Annotated in this window: 12 protein-coding genes; 4 read left to right on the plus strand and 8 right to left on the minus strand. The window is 73.6% G+C overall.

From position 1 onward, the window contains the following. Positions 1 to 77: 77 nt before the first annotated feature. A complete protein-coding gene (gene smc / locus AB0K03_RS30930; RefSeq protein ID WP_364692022.1) occupies positions 78 to 3659 on the minus strand; it encodes a chromosome segregation protein SMC in 3582 nt (1193 codons plus the stop codon). 370 nt (positions 3660 to 4029) lie between these two features. Continuing rightward, positions 4030 to 4227, minus strand: coding sequence for a hypothetical protein (locus AB0K03_RS30935; RefSeq protein WP_199511833.1), 198 nt, complete (start codon positions 4225 to 4227; stop codon positions 4030 to 4032). 482 nt (positions 4228 to 4709) lie between these two features. On the opposite strand from AB0K03_RS30935, the gene AB0K03_RS30940 reads away from it, so the two are divergent. From AB0K03_RS30940 to AB0K03_RS30955, 4 genes are all read left to right on the plus strand, one after another. Next, entirely contained in the window at positions 4710 to 5498 is a 789-nt protein-coding gene (locus AB0K03_RS30940; protein ID WP_364692025.1) for a CAP domain-containing protein, read from the plus strand. Between the two features lie 132 nt (positions 5499 to 5630). Further along, positions 5631 to 7121, plus strand: coding sequence for a DUF3492 domain-containing protein (locus AB0K03_RS30945; RefSeq protein WP_364692028.1), 1491 nt, complete (start codon positions 5631 to 5633; stop codon positions 7119 to 7121). Next, a complete protein-coding gene (locus tag AB0K03_RS30950; protein ID WP_364692031.1) occupies positions 7118 to 8293 on the plus strand; it encodes a hypothetical protein in 1176 nt (391 codons plus the stop codon). Before AB0K03_RS30945 ends, AB0K03_RS30950 begins: the two co-directional genes overlap by 4 nt. Then, positions 8290 to 8859 (plus strand): Spherulin-4, encoded by a 570-nt coding sequence (locus AB0K03_RS30955; protein WP_364692034.1) that lies wholly within the window; start codon positions 8290 to 8292, stop codon positions 8857 to 8859. The genes AB0K03_RS30950 and AB0K03_RS30955 overlap by 4 nt, the downstream gene beginning before the upstream one ends. On the opposite strand, the gene mutM is transcribed toward AB0K03_RS30955, so the two are convergent. The 6 genes from mutM to AB0K03_RS30985 all read right to left on the minus strand — a co-directional run bounded on the left by mutM (position 8813) and on the right by AB0K03_RS30985 (position 13761). Then, entirely contained in the window at positions 8813 to 9667 is an 855-nt protein-coding gene (gene mutM / locus AB0K03_RS30960; RefSeq protein WP_364692037.1) for a bifunctional DNA-formamidopyrimidine glycosylase/DNA-(apurinic or apyrimidinic site) lyase, read from the minus strand. The genes AB0K03_RS30955 and mutM overlap by 47 nt on opposite strands. Before the next feature lie 173 nt (positions 9668 to 9840). Continuing rightward, the gene (locus tag AB0K03_RS30965; protein ID WP_364692039.1) at positions 9841 to 11037 is read right to left on the minus strand and encodes a hypothetical protein; all 1197 of its coding nucleotides are present in this window, start codon (positions 11035 to 11037) and stop codon (positions 9841 to 9843) included. Continuing rightward, entirely contained in the window at positions 11034 to 11852 is an 819-nt protein-coding gene (gene rnc, locus AB0K03_RS30970) for a ribonuclease III (protein WP_364692042.1), read from the minus strand. Before rnc ends, AB0K03_RS30965 begins: the two co-directional genes overlap by 4 nt. Continuing rightward, entirely contained in the window at positions 11849 to 12859 is a 1011-nt protein-coding gene (locus AB0K03_RS30975; RefSeq protein WP_364692072.1) for a phosphate acyltransferase PlsX, read from the minus strand. The genes rnc and AB0K03_RS30975 overlap by 4 nt, the downstream gene beginning before the upstream one ends. A 71-nt stretch (positions 12860 to 12930) precedes the next feature. Then, positions 12931 to 13104, minus strand: coding sequence for a 50S ribosomal protein L32 (gene rpmF / locus AB0K03_RS30980; RefSeq protein WP_097318372.1), 174 nt, complete (start codon positions 13102 to 13104; stop codon positions 12931 to 12933). Positions 13105 to 13164: 60 nt separating this feature from the next. Beyond that, complete coding sequence (locus tag AB0K03_RS30985) at positions 13165 to 13761, minus strand: DUF177 domain-containing protein (RefSeq protein ID WP_364692045.1); 597 nt, start codon at positions 13759 to 13761, stop codon at positions 13165 to 13167. Positions 13762 to 13930: the final 169 nt, after the last annotated feature.

Raw genomic sequence — 13930 nt, forward strand, 5'->3', positions numbered from 1 at the left:
CCCCAGGACCGGCACGCGTCCGCGCCGACAAGCCTACGTCGACCCCTCGGAGTGCCCGGACCCCGAGGGCACTGCGCTCAGTCCTCCTGCTCCCGGTTCAGCCGCTGGCTGATCACCTGCGTGACACCCGACCGCATCGTCACGCCGTACAGAGCGTCCGCGACCTCCATCGTCCGTTTCTGGTGCGTGATGATCAGGAGCTGGCTCTTCTCGCGGAGCTGCTGGAACAGCGTGATCAGCCGGCCCAGGTTGACGTCGTCGAGGGCCGCCTCGACCTCGTCCATGATGTAGAAGGGGCTGGGGCGGGCCCGGAAGATCGCGCAGAGCATCGCGACCGCCGTCAGCGACCGCTCGCCGCCGGACAGCAGCGAGAGGCGCTTGATCTTCTTGCCGGGCGGGCGGGCCTCGACCTCGACGCCCGTGGTGAGCATGTCCTCGGGGTCGGTCAGCACGAGCCGGCCCTCGCCGCCCGGGAACAGCACCTGGAACACCGTCTGGAACTCGCGGGCGGTGTCCTCGAACGCGGACGTGAACACCTCGAGGATGCGGTCGTCGACGTCCTTGACGACCGTGAGCAGGTCCTTGCGGGTGGCCTTCAGGTCCTCGAGCTGGTCCGACAGGAACTTGAAGCGTTCCTCCAGCGCCGCGAACTCCTCCAGCGCCAGCGGGTTGACCTTGCCGAGCAGGGCCAGGTCGCGCTCGGCCTTGTTGGCCCGCTTCTCCTGGGTGGGGCGATGGAAAGGCACCGGATCGGGTACGGGCTTCCCGTCCTTCTCCGCCTGCGCCACCTCGGCCTGCGTCGGGGGTACGAGCTGGTCCGGCCCGTACTCGGCGATGAGCGTGTCGACGTCGAGCGAGAAGTCCTCGGCCGCCTTGGCCTCGAGCTGTTCGATGCGCATCCGCTGCTCGGCGCGGGCGACCTCGTCCCGGTGGACCTCGCTGGTGAGTCGCTCCAGCTCGGCGACCAGGCGCTTCGCGGTGGCCCGTACCTCCTGCAGCTCGGCTTCGCGGGCCGTGCGCGCCCGGGCGAGCTCGTCGCGGGCCTCGGCGGCCGCAGCCAGCGAGACGGCGACGCGGGCGAGGGCGGAGGCGGCGCCGAGCGCGACGGCCTTGGCGATCTCGGCGCCGCGGGCGCGGGCCGCCCGGCGGGCCGCCGCCCGTTCGCGGGCCTGACGTTCGGCGTTGGCCTGGCGCAGCAGCGAGTCGGCGCGCCCGGCGATGGACGACACCCGCTCCTCGGCCGTACGCACGGCGAGCCGCACTTCCATCTCGTTCTGCCGGGCCTGCGGTACGAGCGCAGCGAGCTGATCCCGTTCCTCGGTGGACGGTTCCTCGTCGAGCGGCGTGGCCTCGGCGAGACGCAGGCGTTCCTCGAGTTCGGCGAGTCCGGCGAGGTCGCGGTCGCGGTTGCCCTCGGCCTTCTGCCGGGACGCGCCGAGCCGCTCGGATTCGGCCTTGGCGGAGCGCGCGGCGGCACCCAGCTCGGCGAGGCGGCGGGCGGCGGCGTTGCGCTCACCCTCGGCGGCGCGTTTGGCGGCGGCCGCCACGTTGACGGCCTCCTTACGCTCGGCGACCTCGGCGCGGGCGTCGGCGAGCTGGCCCTTGAGCTCCGCGATGGACTGTTCGGCGATCTCCCGCTTGGCGCGGGCCTCGTCGACGGCGGCCTGCACCTCGATGTAGCTGGTGGCCTTGCCGGAACCGCCGGCCGCGGCGTGCGCGCCGAGGACGTCGCCGTCCGGGGTGACCGCCCGCAGCTCGGCGTTCTGCGCGACGAGGCGGGTCGCGGCGGCGAGGTCGGGAACGAGCACGACGTCGCGCAACGCGCGGTTGAGCGCGGGCCGGATGGTGTCGGGGCAGTCGATGACGTCGGGCGCCCACGTGGCGTCCTCGGGCAGGGACGGTCGCAGCGTGTCGAGGGACCCCTGCATGCCCGGTGCGGCGGGGCTCGCGACCACCAGCGAGGCACGGCCCGCGTCGGCGATCTTGAGCGTACGCATGGCCTCGACGGCCTCGTCGATCCCGGAGAGCGCGACGGCGTCGGCGAGCCCGCCCAGCGCGGCGGCGAGCGCGGCCTCGTGGCCGGGGCGGACCGTGAGCATCGACGCGAGGCTGCCGAGCAGCCCGGGGATCTGGTCGGCCTTGCCGAGCAGCGCGCCGGCGCCGTCCTTGCGCTTGAGGCCGAGCGCGAGCGCCTCCTCGCGGGCCTTCCAGCTGGCGGCGTCCTTCTCGGCGGCGCGTTCGGCGTCGGAGAGCTCCTTGACGACGGCGGCGGCCCGGTCGTGCGCGGCGACGGCCTCGGCGTGCCGGGCGTCCAGGTCGGCGTTGTCCCGGTCGGCCTCGGTGGACTCCGCGGAGACCGCGTCGACCTCGGCCTGGGCGGCCTCGGCCCGCAGCAGCGCGTCGTTGTGCGCGGCGGCGAGGCGTTCGATCTCCTCCGCGGCGCTGGACGTACGGGCCCGGGCCGCGTTCACCTGCCCGGTCAGCTTGGCGAGGCCCTCACGCCGGTCGGCGATCGCCTTGGCAGCCGTACGCAGCGCGCCCTCGGCGGCGGCCAGCTGGCGTTCCAGGTCCTGACGGTGCTCGACCGCCTCGGCCAGGCGCATCTGGTCCTCGGTCAGCGCCTCGCGCAGCTCCTCTTCCTGCTCGCGGACGCGCTCGGCCTCGGCGACCAGCTGGTCGGGGTCACGCCCGGTACGCTCCTCGTCCGGCGTGGCGGCCAGGTGGCGCAGCCGTTCGGAGGCGAGCTGCTCGGTGGAGCGGAACCGTTCCTGCAGCGTCGACAGCTTGTACCAGGTGTCCTGGGCGGCCTGCAGCAGCGGCGCGTCCTCGGCGTGCTGGGCCTCGAGGTCCGCGAGCCAGCGCTGCACTTCCCGGTTCTCGTCCTCGACCTGCTGACGCCGTACGCGCATCGCCGACTCGTCAGCGATTTCCTTGTCCAGCGTCGTCCGCAGCGTGTGCAGGTCGTCGGCGAGCAGCCGCAGCCGGGCGTCGCGCAGGTCGGCCTGGATGCCGGCCGCGCGCCGGGCCACCTCCGCCTGCTTGCCCAGCGGCTTGAGCTGGCGGCGCAACTCGGCGGTGAGGTCGTTGAGCCGGTTGAGGTTGGTCTGCATCGCGTCGAGCTTGCGGATCGCCTTCTCTTTGCGCTTGCGATGCTTGAGGACGCCGGCAGCCTCCTCGATGAAGGCGCGGCGGTCCTCGGGCTTGGCGTGCAGCATCGCGTCGAGCCGGCCCTGGCCGACGATGATGTGCATCTCGCGGCCGATGCCGGAGTCGCTCAGCAGCTCCTGGATGTCGAGCAGGCGGCAGGAGCTGCCGTTGATCTCGTATTCGCTCTCGCCGGACCGGAACATGCGGCGGGTGATCGACACCTCGGTGTAGTCGATCGGCAGGGCGCCGTCGCCGTTGTCGATCGTGAGCGTCACCTCGGCGCGCCCGAGCGGGGCGCGCCCGGCGGTGCCGGCGAAGATGACGTCCTCCATCTTGCCGCCGCGCAGCGCCTTGGCGCCCTGCTCACCGAGGACCCAGGCGATGGCGTCGACGACGTTGGACTTGCCGGAGCCGTTGGGGCCCACCACGCAGGTGATGCCCGGCTCCAGCCGCAGCGTCGTAGCGGAGGCGAAGGACTTGAAGCCCTTGACCGTCAGGCTCTTGAGGTGCACGGATCTCCGAGGGTCGCGGTTTGCTCTGGGCAGCAGGGTACCCGCAGGTACGAGCCATGTCCGCGCACGGCGCGCGTCCCGGTCCATGCCAGTCCGTCCCGTGAACGGCATTTTGTCCGGTTAGGCGGACCGGCGACTCGCGCTCACTGCCACCAGGCGGGCGCGGACGGCGACGAAACCCGGGGAACTTGGCACGTCCCGACGGCCGGGAAAGCGGCGGGGGCCGCAGGGCGCCGGTCGGGAGAGGCCGGCGTCCGGGCTGAAAACAGACAAAAAGATGCGCGCCGCCACTGGGGTGGAGGCGCGCTTTTCTGGGTGCGTTCCGTGCTGCGAGGGGATCGGGTGCCCGGGTCTCGGCACCCGGCGGAACTCAGGTCAGTGCCGGCTCGGTCAGCCGCAGAATGTCGTCCGCCTCGGCCGATGCCGCGGCTGCCAGACGATCATTCTCCGCCCGGAGGCGGGTGACCTCGAACTCCAGGGCCTGCACCCTGGAACGCAGTCGGGTGACCTCGTCGAGCAGGCGCCGGTCGGGCGCCGCACCTACGTGGCCGTAGAGGGCCTTCGCCATGACTTCTCCTTGTGAGACCATCGCGTCTCTTTGTAAAGCCGCATCTCTGTGTACAGCGCTGCCGGAAAGGCCGGCCAAACGCGCGCCCAGTGGTACCGCACGACTGCACCCACGGACACGCGTAGGCACAGAGATCTGCACCCGGGACGTACATGAGATGCAGATTTACCTGCACTCGAAGGCTGAGCTGAGCACAGATGGGCGCGACTGGCGACACTTCTATGGTGCGCCGATGACCAGGCTCCGTCAAGCCGTGGGCACCGCGCCGACCCCTGTTCACCAGTGAATCACGCCACCCTGGCACGTCATGACGCTTTGATCAAGCGATTTCCCCCTGTGGGTGACCGTTCTCAAGATCCGTACGGAGGGCTGCCTGAAGGCTGGCTTATGTCTTCCTTAGCTGGTTTGCCGCGTGTCCGGACGACTGCTTACCGTCACCCGGGTCGAAACCTCTCGATCTCTGAGGACCGCGGAGGCAGGACGTGCACGGGCCAGTCGAGCAGACCGACCAGGGGCAGCACAGGCGGGCCGGCCGGCGTCGCGGGCGGCAGGCGATGCCCTCGCCGGCCGTACTGGCCCTTCCCGTCGCCGCGCTGCTCGCCGGGGTCGTCGCGGGCGCCGCGCTGCTGCCGCCGAGCCTCACCGGGCCGGGCGCCGCCGCCGAGCGGCCCGAGTCCGCCGTCGCCGCCTTGGCGCCGGGTGCCGGTGGCGGGGCACCCGGCGCCGGGACGGCGACGGCGGAACCCCCGGCCCCGGCCACGAGTGCGCCCCCGGCCACGAGGTCGCCCAGGCCGGGAGCCTCCGCCGCGCCCAAACCCAAGCCGGCGACCAGGAAGCCCACGACCCGGCCCGCGCCGCGCAGAACGGCGGTCGCCGCAGGGCTCACGGGCCAGGAGAACGAGGTCGTCCGGCTGGTCAACGTCGAGCGCGGCAAGGCGGGGTGCGGGGCCGTACGGCCGGACACGAAGTTGCGTACGGCGATCCGGCTGCACGTGAAGGAGCTCGGTACGCACGGGAACCTGTACATCAGCCATGTCAGCGATGACGGCCGGGACTTCGTCCAGCGGGCGAAGGAGCAGGGGTACGACGCTCCGGGCGGGGAGAACGTGGCCCGGGGTCAGCGGGATGCGGCCGACGTCATGACCTCGTGGATGAACAGCGAGGGGCATCGGGCCAACATCCTCAACTGCGCCTTCGAGGCGATCGGGGCGGGCGCGGTGAAGGGCGTCGACGGCACCATCGTGTGGGGTCAGCTTTTCGGGCGTTCGTGACCAAAGTACGCGATAAATCAGACAAATAGTGCGAACATCTGTCGCCTAGGTGACACCGTCCCGTTACTTTTCGCCGCTGCGTCGTTGCAGCCATCGTGATATCGCCCCCTGCCCGTCCGCGGTGCTGACCGCATGCGCATCTGTCTGCTCACCGGGGGCGGCTACCCGTTCCGCCGCGACGCGCTAGGCGGCTGGTGCCGGACGCTCGTCGACGGCCTCGGCCGGTTCAGCTTCGACCTCGTCAGCATCTGCGACCGGGAACCGCCGGGCGGGCCGGCGTACGCGCTGCCGGGGCACGTGGGGTCGGCTCGGGCTGTCGCGCTGCCCCGGGAGACGCCGCGGCGCGAGGGCAAGGACGAGCACGCGGTGGCTGCGGCCGTACTGCTGTGCCGGGGGCTGGTGGCGGAGCGGGATGACGAGTTCGCCCGGGGACTGCTGGGGCTGGCCGTGCTCGCCGGGGGGCGTACGGTCGCGGACGGGTCGCCGCTGAACGCCGTACCGCTGGCCGATGTGCTGCAGGACGCCTGGCGGGCCGGGCGGTCGTCGGGTGACGGGGAACGGCTGCCGCGGCTGAGCCTGCGGGATGCGCGTACCGCCGTCACCCTGCTGCGGCACGCCGCGCGGGCGTTGGCCGTACCGTTGCCGCCCGCCGATGTCGTGCACTGCGTGGGCGGGACGACGCCGCTGCTGGCGGCGCTGGCCGGCCGGTGGCGTACGGGGACTCCCCTGCTGCTCACCGAGGCCCGTGCGCCCGTGGCCCGGTTGCGCGCCCACGAGGAACGGTTGTCGCCCGCGGTGCGTACGGTCCTGCGGCGTTTCCGTCGTGCCGTGGCCCGGACCGGGTACGCCGAGGCGGGGCTGATCGCGCCGCTGAGCGAGTACCACCACGCGTGGGCGCTGCGGCACGGCGCCGAGCCGCGGCGGCTGGTGCAGGTGCCGGCCGGCGTGGACCCGCGGGACTTCCCGTCCGCGCCGGAGCCCGACGCGCCGCCCGCGATCGTGTGGGCCGGGAACGGCGGCCCGGAGAGCGGGCTGCAGGTCGTGCTGCAGGCGTTCGCCCGGGTCGCCGCGGCCGTGCCCGGGACCGTGCTGCACCTGGTCGGGGTCACCGGCGCGCACGAGGACCACTGCGCCGAGCAGGTGGACCGTACGGGGCTGGGGCGCGCGATCCGGTTGCACCCGTTGCCCGCCGACCCCAGCGACCGGTACACCACCGGCCACCTCGTCGTGCACGTCCCGGGACCGTCCGATCCGCCGTACCGGTTGATCGAGGCCATGATGTCCGGTCGCGCGGTCGTCGGGACCGATGTCGGTCCGGTCGCCGAGACGCTCGGCGACGGCGGTGTCGTCGTACCCGACAAAGATCCCGAAGCGCTCGCCATCGCCTGCATCGCGCTGCTCACCGCGCCCGCCCGCCGGAGGGCGCTGGGCGACGCGGCGCGGCGCCGGGCGCTCGCCTGTTTCACCGCCGACCGGGTCGTCCGGGTCTACGGCGCGCTCTACACCGACCTGGCCGGTCCCCCGCCCGCACCCGCCTATGAGCTGGCGCTCGCCGTCCCGGCGCCGCGGGAGGCCCGGCCGGCCACCTTGCGATGGCTCTCCGGAGCCGGGGAGGACAGATGACCGCCGATCTCGCCCTGCGGGGCTCCACGTTGCGCACGCCCGCCCTGGGCGCCACCCTGCTGCGCTGCTCGCTCTATCTCGGCCCGCTCAGTGCCGCTGTCGCGGCCGCCCGGCCGCTCGGCCACGTTCCGTGGCAGGTGCCCACCGGCACGCTCCTGCTCGGCTGGAGCGTCGCGCAGGCGTTCGCCGGGCTCGGTGCGCTGGTGGCGCGCCGATCCGGAGCCGGGCCGGCCGTCCGGCTCGTCGCGCTGGGCTTCGCCGCAGCGGCCGGGTTGTGGACCGCGCTCGCGCTGCTGCTTCCCGCCGGCCTGGTCGGTCCGGACCGGCTGCCGGCTGTCGCGGTCGGGGTCTGCGGCCTGCTGTCGCTGGGTACGGTCACCGCCGCGCTGGTCAGCCGTACGGAGGCGACGGTGGTCCGGTGGAGTCTGCCGTGCTGGTTGCTCGCCGCGGTGGGCATCGCCGGGACGGTCGGGGACACGTACGCGCAACGCGTGCCCGTGACGCTGCTGCTGCCGTTCGCCGTCGCCCTGGCAGCCGTGCGGGCGTTCCTGCCGGCGTTCGGCACCGCTCGGATCGGCCGGCTGGACGCGGCGGACCTGCGGCTCGGCGGCGTACGGCTGCTCCTCGGCGCGGCGCAGGCCACCTGCGTCGCGCTGCTGTGGCGCGCCGGGCCGCCGACCGCGACGTCGCCGGTGGTGCTGCCGCTGCTCGCCGCCGGGCCGCTGCTGGAGGCGCTGATCGGCTGGCATCGCCGGCAGGTGCAGGCCGGGCTGGACGCGGCGGAGAGCGGGCGGGAGTTCCGTACGCATGTCAGCGGCGTGACCGTGGTGACCGTCGCCGCCCTGCTGCCGCCGCTGGCCGCCGGGGTCGCGCTGGCCGTGGCCGCGTACCGGCTGCCGGCCGGATCCAGCACCGCCGGAGTGCTCGTCCTCGCCGGGGGCGTGCTGCTCAGCGGGGTTCTCGGCATCACCCTCCTGCTCGTCGTGCGGGGGCGTACCGGGGTCGCCGCGGTGCTCGCCGTGGTCCCGCCGCTGGCGGCCCTGGCCACCCCCGTCGTCCCGGCCCTGCCACCGAACCCGTTGCCCACGGTCGTCGCCCTGCTCGCGGCGGCCCACCTCGCCGGGCTGCTCATCGTCGCCCGCACCACCGCGGATTCCCGGAGGACGTCGTGAAGACCCTGTTCCCGCCGTACGCGCACCCGTCGCCCGAGCTGGCGCCGCACCCCGACACGTGGGTCGTGCAGGAGCGGCCCGGACCGCGCGGCTCGGCGCACCAGATCCTCGGCCGCGTCGACCTCGACTGGGGCGGCCGCTCCCTCGCCGACGTGCTGGCCGATGTGGACGCGTGGCGTGAGGACGGCGCGGAGGGGCTGTTCCTGGACCGGGCGCCGGCCGGGTCGGGCGGGGTCGGGCCGGTGGCGCTGACCGTACGGCTGGCCGCCCGCCGCGGGCTGCACCGGGTCGTGCTCAACCCGGGTGTGCCCACCCATCCGCTCTACCGCGAGCTGGGCGTACGGATCTGCACGTTCGACGGGTCGTGGTCGGCGTACCAGGGGTGGGACGGCGACGGGACGCTGCCGGGCGACGGGCACCTCGTGCACGGCGTACCGACCGAGATGCTGACCGCCGCGCGGCGGCTGATGGGCCGGCGCGGCGCGGGTTTCGGGCTGGCCACCGACGCCGGCCCGTACGTCAGCGGAGCGGTTTCCGGGGGCGCGGCTGGCAGCGGGGGCAGCTGAACGACGACCGGTTCATGAACTGCTCCCGGCGCATCGGCGTGCCGCAGCGGTGGCACGGCTGCCCCTCCCGCCCGTACGCGTCGAGCGACCGGTCGAAGTAGCCGCTCTGCCCGTTCACGTTCACGTAGAGCGCGTCGAAGCTCGTACCCCCGGCGACGATCGCCTCGCCGAGCACGTCGCGCACGTGAGCGAGCAGGCGGCGTACCACCGGTTTGGTCAATGCGTCCGTCGGCCGGGTGCCGTGCAGCTGGGCGCGCCACAACGCTTCGTCGGCGTAGATGTTGCCGACGCCGGAGATCAGCGTCTGGTCGAGCAGCGCCCGTTTGATCTCGGTGTGCTTGCGGCGCAGCGCGGCGACGAACGCCTCGTCGTCGAAGAGCGGGTCCATCGGGTCCCGGGCGATGTGCGCGATCTCGTCGGGCAGCTCGGCGCCGCCCTCGGACACCGACAACCCGCCGAACGTGCGCTGGTCGATGAAGCGCAGCTCCGGGCCGTCGTCGGCGAACGAGAAGCGGACCCGCAGGTGCGTCTCGTCGGGGGCGTCCGCCGGCTGCATCAGCAGCTGACCGCTCATGCCGAGGTGGGCGATGATCGCGTCGCCGGAATCCAGCGGCAGCCACAGGTACTTGCCGCGCCGGGAGACGTCGGTGATCGTGCGACCGGCGAGGACGGCCGCGAAGTGCACGTCGCCGGGCAGGTGCCGGCGGATGGCCCGCGGGTGGCGCACCTCGACCGCCTCGATGCGGCGGCCGGAGACCCACTTGGCCAGGCCCTGCCGGACGGTCTCGACCTCGGGAAGCTCGGGCATCGTCCCTCTCAGGGTTGGTCTCGTATCCGGGGTCGGAGCGAGGCGGAGTCCAGATTTCGTCTGCGTGCGGCCCGGGGAAGCCTGGATACCGGTGTTGTATCCCGGCTTTCGCGGGACGTGCGCAGACGGGATCTGGGCCCGCCGCAGCCCGGCCTCCGGGTACGAGACCAACCCTAAATGGTGTACGGCCAGACGGCCACGAGGTAGGCGCCGTACCAGAGGCCGAAGGCGGCCCAGGCGGCGATCGCCGGGATCGCGACGCGGGGGCGGGCCCGGGCCGCGGCGGTCACCGCGGGGAGAAGAGTCAACAGTACGGGCAGCAGCAGCCGCGGCTTGGAGTGGTAGTAGCCGGCTTGGCCGTACACGAGGACCATCGCGACCAGCCCGTAGACGGCGAGCGGCAGCCACGGGCGGCCGGCCATGGCGACGGCTGCCGCGGCTGCGGCGGCCAGCAGGATCAGGGCGACGCTCATCGGCACCCAGCCGTCGCCGAGGGTCAGTGTGTCGTGCAGGAATGTCAGTGTGCTGCGGCCGAAGTCGAACGACGTGCCCCAGCCGGCCGTCTGGATCTTGAACCAGGCGTCGGGATCGCCGACCCGCCACCCGACCCACCCCAGGTAGGCCGGCACGCCGGCCAGCGCGACCCCGGCCGCGACGAGCGGGGGCCACTTGGGGCCCGCGGGGTCGCGGCGGACCGCCATGATCGCGGCGACTGCGAGGGCGAGCGCGGCCGCGGCGCCGGTCGGGCGGGTGAGGGCGCACCCGAGGCCGAGCAGACCCGCCGCCCACCACACCTTGCGGTGCGCGGCGACGAACATCCCGGCCAGCAGAGCCAGGAAGAGGCTCTCCGAATACGCCATCGACAGCACCACCGACATCGGCGCCGAACAGCAGACGGCGACCAGGGCCCAGCCGGCGCGGCGGCCGTACAGGCTCGTGCCGAGCAGGTGCAGGGCGACGGCCGCGGCGACCGAGGCGAGCCAGCTCACGGTCAGCGCGGCGGTGCCCGAGTCGAGGCCCAGCGCGGACAGGCCGCGGATGAGCATCGGATAGAGCGGGAAGAAGGCCAGCTCGTTGCCTTCCAGCGCGCCGGTCGGCCCGTACGTGTATCCGTGCGGGTAGCCCTCCGCCACCCGGCGGAACCATCCGCCGTCCCAGATCAGCAGATTGCCGCGCAGGCCCATCGGCTCGGCGGTGGCCCGGTCGAGCCAGACGAGCAAGGTCAGCTGCACGATCCGCGTCGCGGCCAGGATGCCGACGGCGACCGCCGCGCCGTGCCAGCCCCCGGCGGCGTCCCACAGGCGCCGGTCCGCGCGGGTTTCCTCAGCGGCCGGCGCCTCCCCGCCGGACTCCGACGCCGTCACGCTCACCGGCCGGCGGCGCTTCTGTCGTCGGTCCCCGTGGCGTCGGCCTGGCTCACATCGGCGTGCCCGCCACCTGCGACCGCCGGCGGGGGCGTCTTCTCCTCGGCGCGCTCGGTCAGCGTGCGCCAGGCCGCCGCTGCCGCGCGCTGCTCGGCCTGCTTCTTGCTGCGCCCGTCCGAGCCGCCGTAGCGCTCGCCGGCCACCACGACCCAGGCGGTGAACGTCTTGGCGTGGTCCGGGCCGGCGTCGTCGATGACGTAGTCCGGTACGCCCAGCCCCAGCGCCGCGGTGAGCTCCTGCAGGCTGGTCTTCCAGTCCAGCGCCGCGCCGCGCCCGGCCGACTCGGCCATCAGCGGGTCGAACAGCCGGTGGATCACCTCGCCGGCGGTGTCCAGGCCGTGCTCCAGGTAGATGGCGCCGAGCAGCGCCTCGAGCGTGTCGGCCAGGATGCTCGCCTTGTCGCGGCCGCCGGTCGTCTCCTCGCCCTTGCCCAGCAGCAGGTGCGGGCCGAGCCCGCCCGGGCCCAGGGTGCGGGCCACGTCGGCGAGCGCGTGCATGTTGACCACGCTGGCCCGCAGCTTGGCGAGCTGCCCCTCCGGCAGGTCCGGGTGGTTGTGGAACAGCGCCGACGTGATCACCACGCCCAGCACCGAGTCGCCGAGGAACTCGAGACGCTCGTTGGTGGGCAGGCCGCCGTTCTCGTACGCGTACGAGCGGTGGGTCAGCGCCCGCTCGAGCAGCTCCGGCTCCAGCGGGACGCCGAAGGCCTCCTCCAGCGGCTCCGTGGAGGGCCGCACCCGCCGCCTGTCGTTACTGCTCATGAACCACCTCTTGCGCTCAGCGGATCCTCGGGAGTCCGGCCCGCGGGACCGGTGATGAAGTCGGCGATGGCCGGGACGGCGGCCCGGCGATGCAGGGTAGCGGCGAACCCGATGCCGGCGGCCATGTCCTCGCCCGAGGCGGCCCCGTGGCACACGACCACGGTGCCCGCGACGCCGAGCAGAACGGCCGCGCGCGGCGGAGGGGGTTCGGCAGCGGGCGGGCCGACCAGGGCGTACGCGGTCTCCAGGCCCTTGAGCAGCACGTTGCCGGTGAACCCGTCGGTGACCATGACGTCGGCGGCGGCGCCGGTGACCACGTCGTTGCCCTCGACGAGACCGACGTACCGGCCCCCGCCGGGCAGCTCGAGCTCCGCGAGGACGGCGGGCGCGGCGCGGCGCAGGCGGTCACCCTTGCCGCGCTCGGTGCCGATGGTGAGGAGCCCGACGCGCGGGGCGGCGACACCGTGCACGACCGAGGCGTACGCGGAGCCGAGCCGCGCGTGCATGGCGAGAGTCTGCTCGTCCGGGTCGACGGACGAACCCACGTCGAGCAGGACGAGCCGGCCGGCGGCGCTGGGCAGCACGGCGGCGAGCGGCGGGCGGCGTACCCCCGGCCAGCGGCCGAGGCCCAGCGCGGCCGAGGTGACGGTGGCGCCGGTGTTGCCCGCCGAGATCACGGCGTCGGCGAGGCCCTGCGCGACGGCGAGCACCGCCGTACGCACACCGGACTCGACGCTGCTGACCTCGCGTTCGTGGCCGTGCGGGCCGGTGGGCGCGGCGATGGCGCGTACCCGGTGCCGGGCTTCGGGACCCAGGGCGGCAAGAACCGCGTCGGCCGCCTCGACCGGGCCGACGAGCAGAAGCGAGAGGGCCGGATCGGCCTGACAGGCGCGCAGAGCGCCGTCAACCACGACGGCGGGAGCTTGGTCCCCGCCGAGGAGGTCGACGGCGATCCGCACGGTGCCCGGCTCCGCGGCAGCGCCGGCCTCGCGGCCGGCCTGCGTCAGGCTCCGGGCACCGGACGATCGCCGGTCGGGCTCGACCCGCCCGATGATCGGGCGCGTCACTTAAGCGAGGCTCAGACCTCGAGGACCTGACGGCCGTTGTAGGTGCCGCAGACCCCACAGGCGGTGTGCGGCAGGTGCGGCGACTTGCACTGGGGGCACGCCACGGTCTGCACCGCGGTCGCCTTCCAGTTCGCCCGGCGGGACCGGGTGTTGCTGCGCGACATCTTGCGCTTGGGGACGGCCACGGTACCTACTCCTCGATCAATTTCAGCGGGTTCTGCGGCGGCGAAGCCGTCGCGGACTGCTCAGTTCTCAGTTTCCGGGTGTTGCGGCGAGGCCGCCGTCGGTCGCTCCGCCAGGTTGCGCAGAGCGGCCCAGCGCGGGTCGGCTTCCTCGTGGCTGTGATCGGCCGGGAGGTCGTCGAAGTGCACCCCGCACTCGGGGCACAACCCTGGGCAGTCCGGCCGGCAGACCGGGTTGGTCGGCAGTGTCAGCACCACCGCGTCCCGCACCGCCGGCTCCAGGTCGATCAGGTCGCCCTGCATCCGGCCCACCTCGTCCTCGTCCGTGGTCTCCTCGGTGGTGCTGTCCGCGTAGGCGTACAGCTCCGCGAGGGGGACCTCGAACGACTCGGAGATCTCGTTGAGGCATCGCCCGCACTCACCGGTCAGTGAGCCGCGCACGGTGCCGCTGACGTACACACCCTCGGAGACCGACGTCAGGCTCAGATCGAGCTCGAGGTCGGAGCCCTCGGGAGCCGAGATCAGCTCCAGGCCGAGATCCGCCGGCGCCGGGACGACCCGTTTGAAGGCACGCGTCGCCCCAGGCTGGCGCGGGAGCTTCGTCGTGTCGACGACCAGCGGCTGCCTGGGATCGAGGTGGTTCTGCAAGGTCTTGGGCATCGTGAACTCTCAGCCTTGGGTAGGCCGACTGGAAAGGTTACCTGAGCAGCGGCCGTAGCGTCGAATCGCCTCCCGGAGGCGTCGCCGCCGGGCCGGTGGCGGGGCGCCCGGCCGGGTCGGCGGGCCCGGTGGCGGGTCGGCGGGCCCGGTGGCGGGTCGGCGGGCCCGG

This window comes from Actinoplanes sp. NPDC049316 (assembly GCF_040677315.1).
Lineage (GTDB): Bacteria > Actinomycetota > Actinomycetes > Mycobacteriales > Micromonosporaceae > Actinoplanes.